14 protein-coding genes and 1 pseudogene are annotated in these 19,910 nt (G+C 50.0%); 12 read left to right on the top strand and 3 right to left on the bottom strand.

Annotated elements, in window-relative coordinates:
* The first annotated feature begins 54 nt into the window (after nucleotides 1-54).
* The 6 genes from PspS35_RS26615 (at nucleotide 55) to PspS35_RS26590 (ending at nucleotide 6,497) form a co-directional block, all read left to right on the top strand.
* A complete protein-coding gene (locus PspS35_RS26615) occupies nucleotides 55-1,341 on the top strand; it encodes a site-specific integrase (protein WP_159937461.1) in 1,287 nt (428 codons plus the stop codon).
* The gene (locus PspS35_RS26610) at nucleotides 1,334-2,899 is read left to right on the top strand and encodes a site-specific integrase (RefSeq protein ID WP_159937460.1); all 1,566 of its coding nucleotides are present in this window, start codon (nucleotides 1,334-1,336) and stop codon (nucleotides 2,897-2,899) included. The genes PspS35_RS26615 and PspS35_RS26610 overlap by 8 nt, the downstream gene beginning before the upstream one ends.
* On the top strand, nucleotides 2,889-4,955 hold the full coding sequence (locus PspS35_RS26605) for an integrase (RefSeq protein ID WP_159937459.1): 2,067 nt from the start codon (nucleotides 2,889-2,891) through the stop codon (nucleotides 4,953-4,955). Before PspS35_RS26610 ends, PspS35_RS26605 begins: the two co-directional genes overlap by 11 nt.
* On the top strand, nucleotides 4,948-5,388 hold the full coding sequence (locus PspS35_RS26600; RefSeq protein ID WP_159937458.1) for a hypothetical protein: 441 nt from the start codon (nucleotides 4,948-4,950) through the stop codon (nucleotides 5,386-5,388). The genes PspS35_RS26605 and PspS35_RS26600 overlap by 8 nt, the downstream gene beginning before the upstream one ends.
* Before the next feature lie 35 nt (nucleotides 5,389-5,423).
* Nucleotides 5,424-6,035: a GNAT family N-acetyltransferase gene (locus tag PspS35_RS26595; protein WP_159937457.1), complete on the top strand. Its 612-nt coding sequence runs from the start codon at nucleotides 5,424-5,426 to the stop codon at nucleotides 6,033-6,035.
* Nucleotides 6,036-6,215: 180 nt separating this feature from the next.
* Nucleotides 6,216-6,497 carry a hypothetical protein gene (locus tag PspS35_RS26590; protein ID WP_159937456.1) on the top strand — a complete coding sequence of 94 codons (282 nt, stop codon included), beginning with the start codon at nucleotides 6,216-6,218 and terminating at the stop codon, nucleotides 6,495-6,497.
* A 38-nt stretch (nucleotides 6,498-6,535) separates the two neighbouring features.
* On the opposite strand, the gene PspS35_RS26585 is transcribed toward PspS35_RS26590, so the two are convergent.
* Nucleotides 6,536-6,940 (bottom strand): hypothetical protein, encoded by a 405-nt coding sequence (locus PspS35_RS26585; protein WP_159937455.1) that lies wholly within the window; start codon nucleotides 6,938-6,940, stop codon nucleotides 6,536-6,538.
* A gap of 284 nt (nucleotides 6,941-7,224) precedes the next feature.
* A complete protein-coding gene (locus PspS35_RS26580; RefSeq protein WP_159937454.1) occupies nucleotides 7,225-8,610 on the bottom strand; it encodes an ATP-binding protein in 1,386 nt (461 codons plus the stop codon).
* A gap of 319 nt (nucleotides 8,611-8,929) precedes the next feature.
* On the opposite strand from PspS35_RS26580, the gene PspS35_RS26575 reads away from it, so the two are divergent.
* The 4 genes from PspS35_RS26575 to PspS35_RS26560 all read left to right on the top strand — a co-directional run bounded on the left by PspS35_RS26575 (nucleotide 8,930) and on the right by PspS35_RS26560 (nucleotide 16,877).
* Nucleotides 8,930-9,841: a hypothetical protein gene (locus tag PspS35_RS26575; protein ID WP_159937453.1), complete on the top strand. Its 912-nt coding sequence runs from the start codon at nucleotides 8,930-8,932 to the stop codon at nucleotides 9,839-9,841.
* A 202-nt stretch (nucleotides 9,842-10,043) separates the two neighbouring features.
* Complete coding sequence (locus PspS35_RS26570) at nucleotides 10,044-12,470, top strand: DEAD/DEAH box helicase (RefSeq protein WP_159937452.1); 2,427 nt, start codon at nucleotides 10,044-10,046, stop codon at nucleotides 12,468-12,470.
* A 226-nt stretch (nucleotides 12,471-12,696) separates the two neighbouring features.
* Nucleotides 12,697-15,006 carry an AAA family ATPase gene (locus PspS35_RS26565; RefSeq protein ID WP_159937451.1) on the top strand — a complete coding sequence of 770 codons (2,310 nt, stop codon included), beginning with the start codon at nucleotides 12,697-12,699 and terminating at the stop codon, nucleotides 15,004-15,006.
* Nucleotides 15,003-16,877: a UvrD-helicase domain-containing protein gene (locus PspS35_RS26560; RefSeq protein WP_159937450.1), complete on the top strand. Its 1,875-nt coding sequence runs from the start codon at nucleotides 15,003-15,005 to the stop codon at nucleotides 16,875-16,877. Before PspS35_RS26565 ends, PspS35_RS26560 begins: the two co-directional genes overlap by 4 nt.
* Before the next feature lie 21 nt (nucleotides 16,878-16,898).
* Here PspS35_RS26560 and PspS35_RS26555 read toward each other — a convergent pair.
* Nucleotides 16,899-17,171 (bottom strand): annotated as a pseudogene (locus PspS35_RS26555) (DDE-type integrase/transposase/recombinase); the annotation flags it as partial.
* Between the two features lie 439 nt (nucleotides 17,172-17,610).
* Here PspS35_RS26555 and PspS35_RS26550 point away from each other — a divergent pair.
* Entirely contained in the window at nucleotides 17,611-18,834 is a 1,224-nt protein-coding gene (locus PspS35_RS26550) for an ATP-binding protein (RefSeq protein ID WP_159937449.1), read from the top strand.
* Between the two features lie 3 nt (nucleotides 18,835-18,837).
* Entirely contained in the window at nucleotides 18,838-19,566 is a 729-nt protein-coding gene (locus PspS35_RS26545; RefSeq protein ID WP_159937448.1) for a hypothetical protein, read from the top strand.
* The last annotated feature ends 344 nt before the right edge of the window (nucleotides 19,567-19,910 follow it).

The following is a 19,910-nucleotide window of genomic DNA, read 5'->3' as shown; positions in this document are numbered from 1 at the left end:
TTTCGGAGTTAGAGCTACATTTGTTAAGCGTTTACCTTGCGTAGGTGTAAACAAATGGCTCTGAACCCGTATGCGGTAAAGAAGATTGTCTTGAGCTCAGGCGAGCGCTTGCCAGTGCTGATTGCACTTGCTACCGGCGCGCCCTTGTTCGAACCCTCTGTCTACGTGCTCAGTGAAATTCGAGCTACTAACAGAGCGAGCAATACGATTGACCAGGTATTGAGGTCAATCATGATATTGCAGCTATTCCTTGACTCGAGTCAGATTGATATTGAACAGCGGATTCGAGAGGGAAGTGTTTTTCGTCTGAGCGAGTTGGATGAGCTCGTTCGACACTGTAGGCGACCTGTCGCTGATCAACTGAAGTGCAATTTAATTCCTCCTTCCCATAAATCCACTCGTAGAAGCGCCGCTGAAAGTGTGCGCCTTGTTCAACGACAATTTGCACCAACTGAAGTGGCGGGTCATACCGCAGCTAACCGTATTCGGGTCATCAGGAACTATCTTGATTGGCTCGTGAGATACCGCATGACTCGCTATCACTCGGGTGCAACTGATGGCGAGCGACTTTGGAGTGAATGGACGTGTTGCAAGGATTCTCTGGATGCGCGACTTCCGCGTCACAAGGGCCGTAACACGATTGGACAGCGGGAAGGGCTTCCCCCTGAGGTGGCCGAGAAACTCCTAAGTGTCACGTCGCCAGAGTCACCTGAGAACCCCTGGGATGGGGAAGGCACGCGTGTTCGGAATTCCGTTCTGATTCGTTGGTTTTACGAACTCGGGCTACGTCGCGGCGAACTTCTGAACGTAAAAATTCCCGATATCAACTTCCAGTCGGAAGAGCTGACTGTTGCCAGACGGGCAGATGACCCGGAGGACCCCCGAAAAAACCAACCATTGGTGAAGACGCGCGACCGAAAGATCCCGCTATCCCCAGGTCTTTGTAGGCTGACGCATGAATATATAACCAATACACGCCGAAGCACTGAAGGTGCAAGGCGGCACCCATTTCTGTTCGTCGCCATGGGCACAGGGGCACCCCTGTCGCTAAGTGCCGTGAATGCTGTTTTCGCCTCACTTCGGGATGCCTTCCAAGGAGAGTTCAATGCTGTGACTCCACATGTTCTGCGCCACACGTGGAATGATCGTTTCTCGGAAACGATGGATAGCGTAAAGGTTTCTGGCTCCGAAGAAGAGCGTATGCGCTCGTTCTTGATGGGGTGGTCGCCGACCTCGAAAACCGCTGGGCAATACACTCGGCGACACGTTCGACTAAAAGCTCAACAGGTGTCTCTAGAAATGCAGGCTAAGCAGACAGAAGGTTGGGGGAATAATGACTGAAGAAGCTGTCTTACCCTCCCGTCTTCCTGGCCACCACAGGCTTCCGCCCATCGTGAATACTCTAAGCGGGGCAATCTTCGATCCAAGTGGAAAACGCTGGACGTTCCACGATGGCCTCAGTGCAATTTGCGTGAACTTCAGCAGATTGAATGAGTATGCAACAGAGGGGTTTGTTGAGGCTGTAAAGATCCCCTTGATCTGGTACGCCGAGAACACTGAAGCAGCGACCGTCGCAGCCATATTCGAAAACCTGAGGGTTTTATTGGCGTCGATAGCTACTGGTCGGAAGCGATTGGTAGATGAAATTGACGCACCAATTCTTGTTACTTATAGAGCATCGTTGAGCTCCGATAGCGAGTGGAAGTTGGGGGGCTTGAGGGCTTTCCTCAAGAAGTGGTACCGCCTTGGAGCGCCAGGTGTAACGGGCGACGCCGTTCGTTTCCTAAATAGCGTTCGCCTTAAAGGAGTCCGCAAAGGAACTGCCGTCCTGACCATGGACCCTCTTAAAGGACCTCTTACGGACGTTGAACGTTCTGCTGTGCACGCGGCACTAAATGATGCCTTTGCCGTTGGCAGGATTCCTCTCGATGACTACCTTTTAGCTTGGCTCTGTTTGCTCTTGGGGCAGAGGAACATTCAGTTTGCAATGCTCAAGGTTTGTGATGTAAGTGAAATAGATAAGTCCGATGGGCGCCAGGAATACGTGCTGAGAGTTCCACGGGTTAAACAAGCCACTGCCGGGGCACGGCGGGAGCAGTTCAAGGACCGTTTGATAACGCCAAGCATAGGGAAGCTCCTAGTTTCCCATGCGAGCAGTATCTTGGAGATATTCAAGGATAAAAGAGGGTTCCTGGATACCCCGTCGCAAGCTCCTTTGTTTCCCAAAAAGAACTCAATGAGTTGTGCTCGTCCAAATTTCCATCATCATTCATCACCTGAGGCGATCGGACGCAGAGTTAAGTCAGTGTTCAGTGCGCTGCAGGTGCACTCTGAACGCACAGGGGAACTGATTAAGGTCACATCAAAAAGGCTACGACATACGGTTGCTACATCCGCTGCACGGGAAGGGCACGGGGAGCTCATCATCGCTGAACTGCTCGACCACAGTGATACGCAGAATGTTGGTGTTTATGTGAAAGCAACGCCGGAGATCGTTGAGCGACTTGACCAAGCTATAGCGCTTCACATGGCACCCCTGGCTCATGCTTTTGCCGGCGTCATCATCAGTGACGAGTCGGTGGCAATCCGTGGCGATGACCCTAGAAGTCGCATAGTTGACCCCAGTTTCGACGCAAGCATGAAGCCAATGGGTAACTGCAGTCGCTGTGGTTCGTGCGGTTTTATGGCCCCAATTGCTTGCTACACCTGTAAGAGCTTTCAAGCGTGGATTGATGGCCCTCACGAAGCGGTACTGGAGTACCTAGTTTCCGAGCGTGATCGGTTAATGTCGGAAGTCGATACTCGAATTGCAACCATAAATGATCGAACGATTCTTGCCGTTGCTGAGGTGGTAAGACAAATTCGGGAAACTCGGAAGGAGGATGGTGATGTCTGTTGATATCGCAGTATTCACGCCAAAGGCCGAGATAAATGCTTCAGCGAACTTAGCCGCGTTCGTCACTATGTGCAGATCGCAGCTCACCATTTTCGGTGCCGATCTGAATTTTGATGATATGGCTTGGGACGTAACCAACACGACGCAGTTGAAGGGGCATGGGAAGAAGCGGGTCCGCGTCTACTTCTCTACTCAAGATACGGTAGACGACATACTACCAACTCAGATGGCTGAGCCGTTTGTTTCGTTTGCCAAGGCTTACGTCCGATACATGCAAGGTATGCGACCGACGAAGAATCCTGCTTTTCGCGTCACTGCGCTGCGCGCTCTTTATGCTGCCCTTAGGACTAGCGGTCACTTGGTTCCTGTGATGGTGGATGGCGATACGTTTAATCGAGCTGCGCGATCTATCGCTGAGCGGCTTTCAGAATCTACGGCCTATCGGGTTGGTTCTCAGCTTGAGTTAATTGCTAAGTTCATGTCAGAACATCGTCTGATAGCAATTCCACTGTTGTGGCGTAGCCCTATCAAACGTCCGCTCGATACCGTCCGTGTGGGGCGGGAGTTTGACAAGCGCCGTAACGAAAAAATGCCATCGCAGGCCGCATTGGAAGCGCTTCCTGAGACGTTTCGCATCGCAACCCACCCAAAAGACGTACTGTTTTCGTCGATTGCCGCCATTCTCTGTTCTGCTCCGGATCGCATCAATGAGGTGTTACTACTTGCCGAGAACTGTGAGGTTCGTGACAAAACTTCAGGAGGTAACGATGCCTACGGCCTGCGGTGGCAATCGGCTAAGGGGGCCGATCCAATGGTTAAGTGGATTATTCCCTCGATGGCTCCCGTTGTCGCTGAGGCAATCGCCAAAATTAGGTGTTTGACGGAACCTGCTCGTCGTATTGCTCAATGGTACGAGCTGAATCCTGAAAGGCTGTATTTACTCCAGGATTTGGAGCACCTTAGAAGCCAAGAGCTGCTGACAATGGATGAAGTTCAACAAGTGATTTTGCTTGATCACGGAGCGGATTCATTTGCGAGGCTATGGTGCTCCGCAAATAATGTGTTGTTAGTTAAGAACGATAGCGGCGTTTGTGCGCGATTTTCTGATGTCGAAAAAGCCGCAATAGCGCAGCTTCCATCTGGGTTTCCCTTGTTGAACGCGGAGGTGGGGCTCAAGTACTCGGACGCGCTCATCGTGGTGCGGCGTAACGAACTTCACTCTGCAAAAGGCACATTTGGCTGTGTCATAGAGCCGGTCGGTATCAATCAGGTGAATACCGCACTCGGTACCAGAAGTCAGCATGGCTTTGAGTCGATGTTTGAGCGCCTTGGTTTCGTTGAGCCAGACGGCAGTCAAATTCGAGTATCTACCCATCAGTTCCGTCACTACCTGAATACCCTGGCGCAGGCGGGGGGCATGAGTCAGTTGGACATTGCGAAGTGGTCAGGGCGCTTAGACGTCCGTCAGAATGAGGTTTATGATCATGTGAGCGCAGATCAAATGGTGGCGAGGATTCGCGAGTCCGTTGGCGACGAGCACCTTATGCTCGGCCCTCTGGCAAAGCTGCCGATGAATATCCCGATTTCACGAGATGAGTTTGCACGGCTTAAAATTCCAACAGCTCATACGACGGACTTTGGATTCTGCGTCCATGACTACACGATGATGCCTTGCGACAGACATGCTGACTGCATCAACTGCAACGAGCATGTATGCGTGAAGGGAGACGAAATTAAATCCAAGAAGGTAAGGCGTCGGTTACAGGATGCTCAGCAATTGCTAGCGCATTCTGAAGAGGCCGTGATTAAAGGTTATTACGGCGCTGACCGTTGGATGGAGCACCACAAGAAGACTGTACAACGTCTTACGCAGCTAACAGATATTCTTGATAACCCAGCTGTCCCAGCTGGCTCTGTCATTCAGCTAGCCGATATCCCCGTTGTTTCATGGGGCATTGAGCAAGCGCTAGAAGACAGGGGCGCGGTGGACCGCCAATCGGCGACAGACCTTGTGGGAAATGTCGACCGCCCTAGTTTGAAAGGGAGGGAGAATGACTAAAACGCGGGGAAAGAACCTCGATGATGATGCCATTGCCCTCATCGTGGGTATGTTGGATGGCTGGTCAGGCAAGCTTACTTGGGATCTACTGATTGAAGCAATTCAGAAACGATTACGTGTGCGCTACACGCGGCAGGCCCTCGATAAGCGAGCGCGTATAAAAATAGCGTACCAGGTTACCAAGGCGCGTATTAGTAAGATAAGCACCTCTAAGTATCGTCGAAAACTGTCTGCTGCAGAGCTTGACGCCTTTATACAGCGTACTAATCGGTTAGAGGCTGAAAATGTTCGTTTGAGGGCCGAGAACGAAAGGCTTCTTGAACAGTATGTGACCTGGGCCTACAACGCTTACTTAAAGGGACTGACAAAAGAGTATCTGAATACCCCACTTGCTGGGGTAGACCGTGAAATCACTAAATTTTATTTGCTTTAGCTTTGATAGCGATTAAATTGATAAATGTTCGGTGAGTGGGTGAGCTTCTGAAAAGTCATATGCAAATGCTCAGGGCGGTAGCTGTAAGATGGTTTAATGCGTGCTTTAGGATGGGAGCCAAGGATTCTATGTCAAAAAAAATGAATCAAGTCGACGTTATTGTTCCGGCTAATGGGTTTAGTTTTAGAAATGCGGAAGAAAAGGATCTGGATTTTATATACAGGTTGATAATTTCCGGCTCGGAGCGTGGACATTTTTCTGAGGCGTTTCTTACTCCGGAAGGCTCCAAAGGTCTTAAGTTAAATTTGCGTTCGATTTTAACAAAAAAACAGCGTCTAGATGCACGCAAGCCAGCGTATGGTGTTGTCTATCATAACGAAGGAACTCCTGTCGGATTCTTGATTAATAGCTCAATTTATGAATCCAAGGGTACGGAAATTTGGATGATGGCTATATCCGAAGACTTTCAAGGCCATGGACATGGTTCAGCTTTGCTAGATGAGGTTTTGAGGAATTTTGCGGATTACCGTGGACTTTTGATGGCAAGGTGTCATACGGCCTCGGAGGTGATGTTTAAAATGTTTATTAAACGCGGCTTTACCCATAAGGATACCGGCGATGAGGGTACAAGAATTCTCATAAGATAAAATTATTCCAAGGTGAAAGCTCTCTTGATAGTTTAATTTGAGGTGGGCTGATTTGAACGTATTGAAACAGATCATGCGAGAGGGTAGGTGCACACTTGCAAAAATGCCCGATTGAATATTCTATTTCCACTCTTGCAGGCTTTAAGTTTTCGGTAGTTATTTTTTTATGAGGGGCATAATATGTCGTTGAATCAAGAGTTTGAATCTGTTTGGGATGCTATTGAGCCTACTGCCGGAGCCGCGTCAGTAATGAAGATTCGCTATATGATTATGTCTGCCATGATTAAAAAGTGCCGAGCTTTTAAGGTTTCGCGTAGTGTTGCGTCGAAAACGCTTAATATTGATATTCTTCGTTACGACCAGCTACTTGCGGGTGATATAGCGAGTTTTAATATTGATGAACTGGTCGAGCTGAGTTTAAGGATCGGCCTAAATGTACACGTAGAGGTTCTAGGTGCTTAATGTTTTTAGCGGGTAGAGTCCCGAAGTTGGTTTTGGGCTTATGTGCTGCCTGGTTGGGGATCAGCTAATCCTTCCGTAGCGGCTGAGACTATGGTTTCAATTTTACTGATGGACTTTAAAATAGCACGAAAGTCCGACTCCAGTATCTCTGATGTGAAATTGGTTTCTTTTGTTAGTAGGTACAACGCGGTTAGTGCCATAGTTTGCATTATTGAGTCTTTCTCATTTATTTGAGACTTCTGTTTAAGGTTTGAGCCAATGAAGCGGCATATGTCGGTGATTTTTGTTATGTGGCATGGTATCTTTAAAAATAAACTAATTGCGTGATGGTCCGGAGTTATCGTGCTTTCGTGGTGCACTTCTGTTTTTAGATGGCTACGGTTTATATTGTTTTTTTTCTTTTTGAGCTTTTCTCGCTTGGTGCGCTTCAGTTGATTACTCATTTTCTCAATTCCTTATGAAATTTGGCATTGCTTGCCGCTGAATCGTCCCGCTTAATTTCGGGAGTGAACTAAACGTCGCGTCCGGGACTAGTTGATCACTACACCTCTGCAGATACGCGATCTAAAGTCACGGTGGTGAATACCTGTCGCGCTCTAAGACGTTTTTACACAGCCTCGGCTGCTTGCAGCCTTTCTCGATAGACAACAATCGGCCAGAAGCCTGTTCCGAATATTATCTAATGGCCTTTCATCAGCTTCAATGGCTGGCAGCACCTGTAAACACTTCAATCTTCTTCATGTAACTCTTCCTCTCCCCTGAATTTTATACGAGGAGTATTGTCTTTTCCCGCAGAAGTGGGTCGCTTAGCTTTTGCCATTGCAGTTGGTGCTTTAGGGGCGTCCGGTATATTTCCTTGCAGTTCCACCCCTCCTTCAAGAGCCTTCATAGCTATAAAGCCTCGCAGTATATTTTCCCTATAGGTGTAAATTCCTTTTCTGTCTAGTGCGTTCTCAATTATCTCGCCATACTGTTTCTTCTTCAAGTCGCGTAATTTTGTAAGAAAGCTTGACTGGGATAATGGGCGATATTCTACCGACGGATTTTTTCCGTGCAGCTTTTCATGTATGCGGATATATGACAAAAAGATACTCTCGCCATATCTGATAATATCCTCCGAGTCACTTGTCGCCCAAAGTATTTCGGTGTAGTCAGGAGATCTGTGAGATGTTGCTTGTTCGTAGGGCCGTTTGAGATGAGCGCCGATACTTAAAATCGCATCTTCAAGTGCTTTTTCAAAAGTCGCGCCGTCCAAGCGGCTGATATAAGACTCTTCGTTAAATGCGAGCCAGAGAAGTTTTTCCGTAATTAGATGTGCATAATATGGAAAGCCGTTAGAGATTTTAGCAATTTTGAAACACACGTCGTCATCTACCAAAAGCGAGAACGCAGCGGCAGCATCTCGGACGATATCCTCACGCGCTGACCATCCTAGACGCTCAAGTCCAATGGTGTGCAACTGTCGGAAGCTCGACTCGTGTGAACCTAAGAGTTTTTCTAGTGATGTAGATACCCCAGTAAAAATAAATTTTACATTCACTCCTCTATCCCCTAGATCTTTAAGGAACGTAGCGAATAATTTTCTTTCGACCTCCGAATCTATCTGATCGAATTCATCGATGATTACAACAGGGTTCTCAGAGTGATATTTTGCAATCTCTTCAGTGGCGTTCACCGCTGAGTACATTGAGTCTACCTTAGAAATTTCAACTTTTTTGGCAGTGTTCTTCCAGCTAATAGAGTAAATCTTGATGTTAATGGTTTGGCTTATTACATGGTCGTATTTTCCGGCAAGCGATTTCATCACCCTGTCGACTAAATTCTCAATGGTTTCATAGAACTTAGTATCAGGCCCGCAACCTATTTGTATAGGTGAGTTGTCGGGAGACTGATACTGAGCGGCAGCGGCGGCTGCTAGTGAGGATTTCCCTACACCCCGATCTCCATAAATAAAGACATGACGTCCATTGGCATATAGAGCCTCTTCTATCAAAGATAACTCTTTTTCGCGGCCGAAAAGCTGTTGTATACTCTTAACTGGGCCTGACGCTGAAATATGCTCGTTCAGCTTTGTAGTAAAGTCGGTTTTATTCTCAAAGCCTGCAATCGACATAAGACCCCTTTCAGCACATGATTGGCGATTCTAGATTCACAGGTTAGCAGCTTGGAACTTGGGCGCACAATCACTCAAAGCAGTTGGAGGGGGCCGAGACTGCTGCCAGTCTAAGATAGACTGTCTGCTCGTCCGTGTTGAGGCGTTCCTTGCCTCTCGCGATGGGTCGAAATTGGCCAAAATAAGCCAGTCAGTTGTATCGGTGATACCATGCTCTGCTAGATTTTCTAGGGATTGCGCTCATGCTATGAGTGAATGCGTCGATACCGTATGGGACAGCTTTAAAAGGCTACTACTCCCACGTCACAGATATGAGCTGATGAAAACAGTTATTTCCTCTCTTGAGTCCACTACTGAAAGTCTTTTGAAGTTAACCGGTGCTGCACTGAAGTTCAGTATCGCCTTAGGCAGTGCCTGCGTGATCATTTATGCACTTAGGGTTGGTCATTTCCCCCAGGGCTTGACGCTGGGGGACGGACTACTGTTCCTACTGGCCGCGAGTTGTTTTGGTGTTGTATACGCAATGTTCGTCGTTTGCCTAGTGTCGCTCGGAATTTTTTTGTCGATTGTAACGCGACCTGTTTTCAACTTCGTATTTAAGCGTATACATAAGAAAGTTAATCCGAAAAAAGAAATAGCACATGAAATGGCGCTATTTCATTGGGGGGCGACTCCTTTCGCAGTGGTGGCTATAGTACTGATCTGGGCATTTGGACAACGTGACATCGTGGCCTACTGGAATTTGCCGTTGCTCTCGATAGCGCTCTACATCTTCTATTCGATAGCGAAGTCAGCAGGAGCCCAGTACCGTCGTCATGAGCGGATGCTCAACTCTGTTATCGTCACTCCCGAGAAGGATGAGCTCCTGAGTTCTGGTGCAGCTGGAAAACAGAAAAGTGCTTATTTGGTAAGCATTACCGTCGTCATGCTGCTGCCATTAGTGCTGGGTGGTGTTTCAGGTCTACTCATGGATGGGGCGATGCGTATGGCCCAGGTTCGCATTGAGCACGCCGTTGTGTACGTAAAAGCACCTTATAACGCTTTAATGCCAGATGCGCTGGTAGCCAAAGAAGTTAAGGTACCAGAAGGCTACAGGGCTTATGCTGGTGTGACCGTGCAATTCAAGGGTTTTGGCAATACAACCGTTATTGCTTTCAAGGATGGCGGACTTTCACGTCAGCTGGATGTTCCAAATGCTCAAATTATTGTGGAGAAGAAGACCAGTGAATGAGAGAGCGTTGTTGGCTGGATCGCGTGTTTCCAGCATGGCAGAGCAGAACAAATAATCGTTAATGATGAAATGCAACCCAACGATCATGAGCGACTGAAGCTCAACGACGACTGCGAGGTAAACAAGGATGGTGGACTTCAACAAACTCAGATCGCAGTCTCAGCGACCTGCACCGATAGATCCCCTGGAAATTTTCAGGCGCATGCCCAAGCCTCAGGGCATCAATGATCTGTACACCAGTCAAGCTGAGGTGCTGGAGGCATGGTTCGAGCGAAAGGATGAGCGTGACACGGTGGTCAAGCTCCACACTGGGGGCGGGAAGACTCTGGTTGGTCTGCTGATTGCTCAGTCGACCCTGAATGACCTCAAAGAGCCCGTTCTGTATCTGGCTCCGACCACGCAGTTAGTCAAACAGACCTTGGAGAAAGCGAAATCGTTGGGGATTCTTGCTGTCCCATACACCCGAGGTCAGCCCCTGCACGACGACTTTGTGAACGGCAAGGCGGTTATGGTCGCCTCGTACAAAGCTTTGTTCAACGGCCATAGTAAGTTTGGGGTTCGTGGGCAAAAAATGCCCATCAGAGTGGGTGCAGTCATCCTCGATGACGCCCACGTAGCATTCTCCGTGGTGCGCGAGTCGTTCACCCTTGAGGTTTCCTCTGAGGATGACAACGAAACGTACAAGGCGCTGTGCACCTTGTTCCGAACTGCTTTTCGAGACATCGATCGGCTAGGCACCTTTGACGATACCGTTTCAGGGCTGAATAACGGCGTCGTGGAAGTCCCTTATTGGGCCTGGAATGAGCAGTTGGATACCGTAAGAGGAATGTTGCGAGGCGACGGTGTGAACGTTCCCTTTGCTTGGCCATTGTTGCGAGACAATCTGCATCTGTGCCATGCGCTGATCAGTAGCAAAGCCTTCACCATTACGAGCGTTCTGCCCCAGGTCAACAATTTCCCCACATTTGCTGATGCCCCTCGGCGTATCTATATGTCGGCAACCATCGCTGACGATAGCGAAATTGTCCGTACATTCGACGCCGATCCTCAGCTTGTGAACAACGCTTTAACCTCTAGGTCTCTCGCGGGGATCAGTGAACGGATGATCCTGATCCCTAGCCTGATGCCGTTTGATTTCGACCCGCAACAGGTCGCCAAGTCAACTCTTAAGCAAGTGGCTGGAATGAACCTGGGGGCTGTTGCGTTGGTGCATGCCAACTATGCCGCGCAGGCATGGACTGACACTGCGCAGTTCGCCGAAGGCTCAGACCAGGTGGAGAATGCGATCGAGGCGTTGCAATCGCGTAGAACCAATGGGCCGTTCGTATTTGCCAACCGATACGATGGAATCGATCTACCAGGTGACTCTTGCAGAGTCCTGGTGATGGAAGGGCTTCCCTCCGGCACGTCTGATTATGAGCTTTTACGTGCTGCGACCCTCTACGGTGGAGCTACCATCAGTCGCATGCTCGCTCAGCGCATAGAGCAGGGGATCGGACGCGGAGCACGTGGGGCTGGCGACCATTGCGTAGTGCTGCTTCTTGGCTCGGATTTAGCCGGCTGGATTGCCAAGGACGCGAACTTTAGGCTGCTCACGAGCGCAACTCGGGCACAGCTCGAAATGGGGTCGACAGTCAGCAAGGAAGTCAGTGACGTCAACGATCTGACAAATACAATTGCGCTTAGCATCAATCGGGACATCGGATGGATTGAGTACCATGCTGCTACCCTCGCGGAGAACGTGGGGCCAGAGGCGCCAGACCCGAAGCGGTTCAATACGGCCTCAACAGAACGCAAGGCCTTCAACCTGTGGGCCGATGGATTTTATGACAAGGCGATCGCGCGCCTGGATCAGGTAGCAGGCTCTCAGGACGCGGTGGATGACCAGACGCGCGGTTGGCTGTACCAATTGGCAGGCCGTATCGCGGATAACTGGGGACAAGCCGAGCGCAGTGACGAGCTTCAACGATCGGCATTTTCCGCAAACCGTAACCTTTTACGCCCGCGCACCTCTCCTCCCTACCGCCCTCTGCCGTCTCCCGGTGCGCAAGGCGCAGCGATTGCCGCTCAGCTCCGTGGATACCGTATCAGACGTGGTCTGCTTCAACGCTTCGAGGAGGTGGTATCCAGGTTACACGGCAACGCTTCTGCTAATCAGTTCGAGCAGGCGCTTGCAGACCTTGGTAGCTTGATAGGGCTTACTACAGAGCGCCATGACGTCGGCGGGGAAGGGCCTGATGTTCTATGGCTTTTACCCAACAAGGCTGCCCTGATTCTGGAAGCAAAAAGTCGCAAAAAGGACAAAAATCCGTTGACCAAGGAGGAGCATGGTCAGCTTCTGGTCGCAGAACAGTGGTTTGTTCAAAACTACCCCGGCTACTCGAGTCACCGTGTGGTTGTGCACCCCACTAACAAGGCAACCGCTGCAGCGTCAGCGCACGAGAGCTATGCGCTCACGCTTGATCGGTTGAATCAACTGGTTGCCGAATCTCGGGTATTGCTGAGAGAGCTATGTGAGTCTCAATTAACCGACATCGAGCTTGAAGGGCAGTGTCAGCATTCAATCGAGCACTCGCCGATACGGGCGGACAGGTTGGTCAACTACCTGGTGCCTTTCGTGGAGGGGTAGTAGAGACCCAGGCAAAGCGCGTCTGACATCAGTGTACGGCGGGCGCAAGGTGCGTCAGCCGTGCATGTGCGCGCTTATTGAACCTGGCTCGTGATCACTGCCGTCCTCTTACCACAACGCAGTGGCGGAAACTCACTACGTCTATTGGAGCGCTGCAGGTACTGGGCTAGAGTTTCAGAATTCATCAGCCCGGCGAATTACCTTCAGCCGTTACAAGGAAGAGGCTATGCAGATCCAGTATTTGGAGATCGCGAATTTCCGCAAGCTCCTGTCCGTTCGAATCGACCTGGCGAGCACCACCACCCTGTTGGTCGGGGCCAACAACAGTGGTAAGTCCTCCGCAATGTTGGCGTTGCGTAAATTCCTGCTCTCGAAAGCGACTGCTTTTCGCCTCCAGGATTTAACGCTTGCTCACCTCACGACCATTAATGACATTGGTGCCGAGTGGGAAGAGGCTGACGAAACCTTCGAGATACCAGCGGCAAACCATTGGACGCATTGGTTACCCACTCTCGATCTATGGGTGGAAGCCTCGAAAGGGGAGTTGCACTACATCAAGGATCTGATTCCCAATTTTGCCTGGAAAGGTGGCTGCGTCGGGATGCGTTTTCGACTTGAGCCCAAGGACATGGCCAAACTCTTCACCGATTACCGGAAAGAGCGTAACCGGGTCAAAACGTTGTTGCAGGAGATCTTGAGCAAGACCGAGGAAGGAAAAAAACCGCCCACGCTGTCACTTTGGCCGCAAACCCTGCATGACTACCTTAACCGGCGCTTGGGAGCGATGTTCACCATACGCTGGTATCGTCTCGACCCGGCGCAGCTCTGCGACCCAGATCCCGAGACACGTCACGCCAGCCTGCAAGCACTGTCTGCGAATGCACTTCCGCTGGAGAGCAATCCGCTGACCGATCTTATACGCGTGCACGAGATCAATGCGCAGCGCGGCTTCGGTGATAGCGCCGAGGAGTCCATCACTGAGGGGCGAGGTGGTTCAGGGAAAAAACTGACTGAGCAATTGCGTGCTTACTACAGTCGGCATCTCGATCCTGGTGACAGCCCTGATATTTCGGACTTGGAGGCGCTGACAGCCATTCAAGCTGCACAGTCGGCTTTCGATTCCCGACTAACCTCCAGTTTCGCTCCTGCACTTGCGGAGGTCGCAGGCCTGGGCTATCCGAACACTACTGATCCGGCGATTAGGGTAGAAACCCGGCTTTCCCCTACGGACGGCATGAACCATGAAGCTGCGGTGCTGTTCGAGTTGGATTCAGTCGCAGGCGCACCTGGTGCTCCTCCCATGCGGCTCCCCGAAACATCCAACGGCCTCGGTTATCAGAACCTGATCTCGATGATTTTCCAGTTGATGGCATTTCGGGATGAGTGGCTGAGGAAGTACAAAAATATCGAGGAGCAGTCCGACGCCGGCATCGAACCGATCCACCTTGTGCTGGTTGAGGAGCCTGAGGCTCATCTCCATGTCCAAGTGCAGCAGGCCTTCATCAAGCACGCGTATCACGTCCTATGTAATGAGCCGCTTCTCAAGAAATACCCGAGGCTCAAAACACAGCTGGTGGTCAGCTCCCACTCCAGCCATGTTGCTCACGAGACGGATTATGCAAACCTTCGGTATTTCCGAAGGTTACCCGCAGGAATGGCCTGTGTACCCATCCCGGTGTCCACCGTTTCTAACTTGAGCACAGTGTTCGGTGACAAAAACAGTCACAGGCAAACTAAGGAGTTCGTGACTCGTTACCTGCGGGCGCAGCATGCAGATCTCTTCTTCGCTGACGCGGTGATCTTGGTTGAGGGCGCTGCGGAACGAATGATGTTGCCGCATTTCTTACGCAGTCAATTTCCGTTCCTTGATCGTTGCTACATCACCATCCTGGATATTGGAGGTAGTCACGCACATCGCCTAAGGCCATTAGTCGATGCGCTGGGAATTGTGACCCTGGTGATCACGGATTTGGACGCCGGACTGAAGAAATCAGCGGTACCCGTCAAGCGCAAGGCCAAACAAGAAACCAACAACCCCACCCTGCGTAGTTGGGTGACCGCGCTGGGAATAGGGCACGATGTCGACACACTGCTGGATCTGGATGGGGAGCAAAAATCGCAGCAGATAGACCACTTGTTTGCAATCCGCATTGCGTATCAGACCCCCATCAACATTGTTCTGCCTAAGACTAAAGGTGAAGCCCAGGCGCTGCCCAACACGTTTGAGGACAGTCTGGTGCTGAGCAACGTGCAGCACTTTGCAACCAAGCAGGGGCGGGGTCTGACCAAGGCTTTCGCCAAAGCGCTGCGTGATTGTGCAACTGCAGACGACCTAGGTAAGGCTTTGTTCGACGCGCTCAGGTCGGGTGACAAGGCGGAATTCGCGCTACAGGTGCTTGGAGATCCCGACTTCGCCAAGGTTGCTGTTCCAGAGTACATCCGGGAAGGGCTCGTCTGGTTAGAGGAAAAGCTGCAAAAGAAGAGTAAGGAGCTCTTGATTATCCCGACGGCCAGTGTCGAGGTGACTCCCGAATGAGTACCATAAAGGATGTCGCCGATGAAGTTACGCTGAATGCGGATGACGTTATCCAGGAATGCCTGAACCTGGAGACGCCACGTAGCTTCTTCCTATACGCCGGTGCCGGCTCAGGTAAGACCCACTCACTCGTCGTAGCCGTGAAATCACTCAAGGAACGTGAGCGTCAGCGCCTCACCTTTGAGGGGCGGCAAATAGCGATCATCACGTACACCAACGCAGCCTGTGAGGAAATCGCACGTCGCCTTGAGCACGATCCGCTGGTTGAGGTTTCAACCATTCATGCTTTCTCTTGGAAGATGATCAAGGGCTTCAACGACGATATTCGTGAATGGTTACGTATCAAACTTGCGAGCGACGTCGCTGAATTGGACGACAGGCTCGGTCGGGCGAGAACAGTGAACAAGACTTCCCAAGCTAACCAGGCGAGCCGGGATAGCAAAGCTCGTCGTTTGGCGGCCCTAGATGAAATTCCTGAATTTACCTACAGTCCGACGGGAGATAACGTAAGTAGGCAATCGCTGAACCACAGTGAAGTCATCCAGATGGCTGCAGCGTTTTTACCCCAGCCGCCTTTACTCGATGTTATGGCGGATCGGCACCCGGTGCTGCTCATTGATGAAAGCCAAGATACGAATGGCGCGCTCATGGATGCATTTCTGAAAGCTCAGGCAGCGATTCCTGGGAGATTTTGCTTAGGACTGCTCGGCGACACGATGCAGCGTATCTATAACGACGGGAAGCCAGGGCTTGATGAGGCGATACCACCAGATTGGGCCAAGCCTGAAAAACGTATCAATCGCCGTTGTCCGATTCGAGTTGTCAAATTGATCAACGATATCCGCGCCGGCGCCGATGATCATCTGCAGATACCAAAGCCGGAAGCTGCCCAAGGTTCCGTACGTATGTTCTGCACCCGGCAAGCGCCCGGGCTGGATTTCAGCTTGGAAGACCAGATCGCTGAGCAAATGGTAGAGATTACGGGTGATGCTCAGTGGGCCACCGGCAGGGATGGCCGCAAGACGCTGATCCTAGAGCACAAGATGGCTGCCCGTCGGATGGGGTTTGAAGGCGTGTTCGCTCCGCTCTATGCAGTTGCACATCTGAATACCGCGCTGATGGACGGTACGCTACCCATCCTCAAGGTTTTCTTCGATGGGGTCGCTCCAATCGTCGCCGCAGCCCGTTCGGATGATTTCACGCTCATGGAGGCGGTGCGGCTGCGCTCTCCTTTGCTTGATCCTAAGCACCTGGAGGCGGCTGGCAACAATCAATTCGAGCTGCTGGAGTCTGTTGGAGTAGCGACCCATGCACTCTGCGAGATGCTCAAAGATAACAATCCCTTGATTGAAGAGGTGGCTCAAATCCTCCAGAGTTCGGGTTTGCTTGCGCTGCCTGATCGACTCGTTGCTGCAATGGCTCAAGGTGCCACTGCAGACCGAGCACCAGAAACGTCCGATCGTGAGGCGCTTGAAATCCATGCTTATCGGGTTGTCCTGGGGCGTCGTTACTCAGAGATGGCGGCGTTCGCAGGCTACGCAAATGGTCTCTCGCCCTACGGTACCCACCAGGGAGTCAAAGGCCTGGAGTTTCCCCGGGTGATGGTCATCCTGAACGACGAAGAAGCCGGTGGCTTTCTGTTTAGCTATGAGAAATTGCTCGGTGTTACACCTGCCTCCGCCACAGATATGAAGAATCAGAGCGAGGGCAAAGACACGTCGCTGTCACGCACACGTAGGCTCCTGTACGTCACCTGCAGTCGTGCAGAGGAGAGCTTGGCCATCGTGGTCTACAGCGCCCAGCCAGAGGTTGCGAGGGATAGAGTCATTGACGCTGGCTGGTTGACAGCCGAAGAGGTCGTAGTGCTTTAAAGCCGCTCTTGAGGGAGCAGGTACGGCGTTGTCGTGGCAATTACCTCGACGGCTCATGCTGGCGATAAGGTTGTTGGCGTTTAAAAAGCTGCGCCAGTCAGAGTTGCTGTAATGGCTGCCCTGATCAGAGTGAACTATTACCTACTGCTTCGGCTTACGCCTCCACACTGCCATCAGCAGTGCATCAATGGCCAAGTCGCTAGTCATTTGTGACTTCATTGACCAGCCAACGACTTGGCGTGAAAACAGATCGAGCACCACGGCCAAGTACAGCCAGCCTTCATAGGTTTGGATGTCTACGAAACTAGGGGCGATTCAGCCTTTGTCGCCGCTGGTGCTTCGAGGCTCAGGCATACCGTATGGATTAGTCACTTATTTGCTGCCGTTCGCGCATCAATTCTGGGCCAAAGTGACCGCAGGTACCTACATTCCGTCTATGATTGGTGCTCATCGTTGCTTCGATAAGAGAGCGACGCTTAGTCACGATGCTGATCTGATGCCCTGGGGTGCCGGTCACGAAAGCCCGACAACCGCAAGGGGCGCAGGCTGCGCATCGTCATTTGCGGAGCAAGCCCATCTGTTTTCTGGCGAGGGCTCGACGTACGAATTGAAGAAGCGCACGATTCAGCAATCGAAGCATCATAGGAATAGGAGATCAGTGGATGGTTAACCTAAACGAATAACCTAAGGAATTTAAGGTTTTTTTCATTCCTGTCACACTAAGAATTAATTAATGCCCATGATTAAAAAGCTAGAAATCAAAGGATTTAAATCTATATCTCAAGATACTTTGGATTTAGGTCGGTTGAATGTTTTTATCGGTACTAATGGTGCTGGTAAGAGCAACCTGCTTGAGGCAATAGCAATGCTTTCTTCTTCACTAGAGGGAGGGGTTGACTATGAAAAATTACAGCGTCGCGGTGCGCGTCTTTCATCTTCCGCAATTTTTCGTAGCGCATTCAAAAATAAAGAAAGAAACAAGACTTTTAAGCTCTCGGCTGACTTCGGTTCTGTCAAGTATACCACAGAGATAAACGCTGAAGGTGGATTCCATTACCTTACCGAGTCGATCAAGCGGAAAAATAAATCTATCGCTGAGAGGACGTTGGAAGACTCTTCAGTATATGGAAATGTATTTTCTTCGAAAATCGATAAATCTAAAAGTATTTATCCTTATGTAGAGGCGTTTGGGAAGTTTAATACTGGTGAGGGGATTGGAGACGTTCTGGCGCCACTCAACTCACTCATAAACTACGCAATTTTTTCGCCTACTACTCCCATTCTGCGCGGTGTCGAAAATGATTCGAGCGCGAAAGCCCCACTTGGGCTATATGGAGGTCGACTGGCCGATGCTCTTAGTGAAGTCATTGAAGACTACTATCGCGATGGTAACAAGGGGCTACTCGCGTTCTTCCAGTTAATGAACTGGGTGCATAGTTTTACTACGACCGAAGAAACTGACTCTGAACTGCTATCTGGGCAGTTGAATATAGCAGGTCGTAAAATTTGCTATCATGACAGATTCATGCCTGATGACTTCAACAAGCTTTATGCTTATGATGTCAGCGAAGGGGCATTGTATGTTATATTTTTCTTGGTTTTACTGATTCATAAAGAGTCTCCTGATATATTCGCGCTAGATAATATTGATACGGCTTTAAATCCAGGATTGGTCCGTGATCTTATGGCTCAAGTATCTAGTTTGTTGCGAAAAATGCCTCAAAAGCAGGTTTTTTTAACTACTCACAATCCAAGTGCATTAGATGCTCTTGATCTGTTTGACCCTGATCATAGATTATTTGTGGTTGAGCGCGATAAGCTTGGACGCACTAAGAGTCGTAGGATTTCCCCTCCTGAAGATATGACCAAGAAGGATTGGGAAAATAAATATTTCGGAATGAAGTTGTCTGAAATTTGGCTGTCAGGCGCTATTGGTGGACTCCCGGTAGGCTTTTGAAAGATGAAGAAAAAATTTTTGCTGGTCTCGGAAGGCCCCACTGATCACGTGATAATCAAGGAAGTGGCAAAGACAATATCTTCTGCTACGGGAAAGGAGATCGAGGTGATTGAGTTGTCGCCTCAGCGTGATGCCACAAGCGGCACATATCCTGGCCATGGCTGGAATGGAATTCAAGCTTGGTGTAAAAAATTTAGCAAAAAAACTCCTGAGTCCCTTTCTCATCTGCCGCCTACGGCTCAACAATATTTGATGAGACAAAACTGGCGTGCACTTCTCGCCTTTGATTCTGCTGATGGTTTAATAATTCAATTGGATACCGATATTGCGGAGCAACTCACCGAACTGAAAAATATCCAGCCGGGGGAGTGTAGGAAAACGCATTGTTCAGAATCTGTCTTGGCTTGGCTAAATGAAAGTTCAATCAGCACAGAGCTGTATCTGGCGCTGACTTCACATTCAATTGAGACATGGATACTGGCTACCCATGCCCCGTCAGATGATGTATTTAAAGATCTTTCTGCGAATTTTAATTACGAAGAAATAACAGATGTTGAAGATAGACTGTTATCTATGGGGTATGCCTCTAAATTCAAACGGGGGAGGAATCGCATTCGTAAAACTCCGTATCATATCTATATCCCCTATGCACAATCGATTGCTGAAAATATGAGTGCGGTTAGGCAAAGATGCGAATCCGCAGACAACCTCTGCAAGCATTTCGAATCATAGCAACTTGTAAGTTAGGCAGTTTGATAGTCGAGAGATTATGCGATGTGTAGGAGGGGACATTTCGTAACTCCCAGGTCGTGCAAAAAACGAACAAAGCACGTCGCAATTTCTCTTATATCCGAGCGATGAAGAGGATCCCACTGCTCGCGGCGATGAAGGTGAGTGCTTCAAGTCGATTCGGATCAAAGTGGCTTAGGCGATTCATCCAGCCCTTTTAGCCCCGGCTTAGGACTAGCGGAGCGACGTGCAGAATTAGGAAAAAGAAAAAACTGCGTTGTTGACGTTTTTTAGATAAATAGAACCGTTTAGTCCGTAGCTTTTTCAATACTGTAAAAACTAGAGCG

It is taken from the genome of Pseudomonas sp. S35 (assembly GCF_009866765.1).
Lineage (GTDB): Bacteria > Pseudomonadota > Gammaproteobacteria > Pseudomonadales > Pseudomonadaceae > Aquipseudomonas.
The sequence above is the reverse complement of the archived record's forward strand: the minus strand, read 5'-3'. Positions and strand labels throughout refer to the sequence as shown.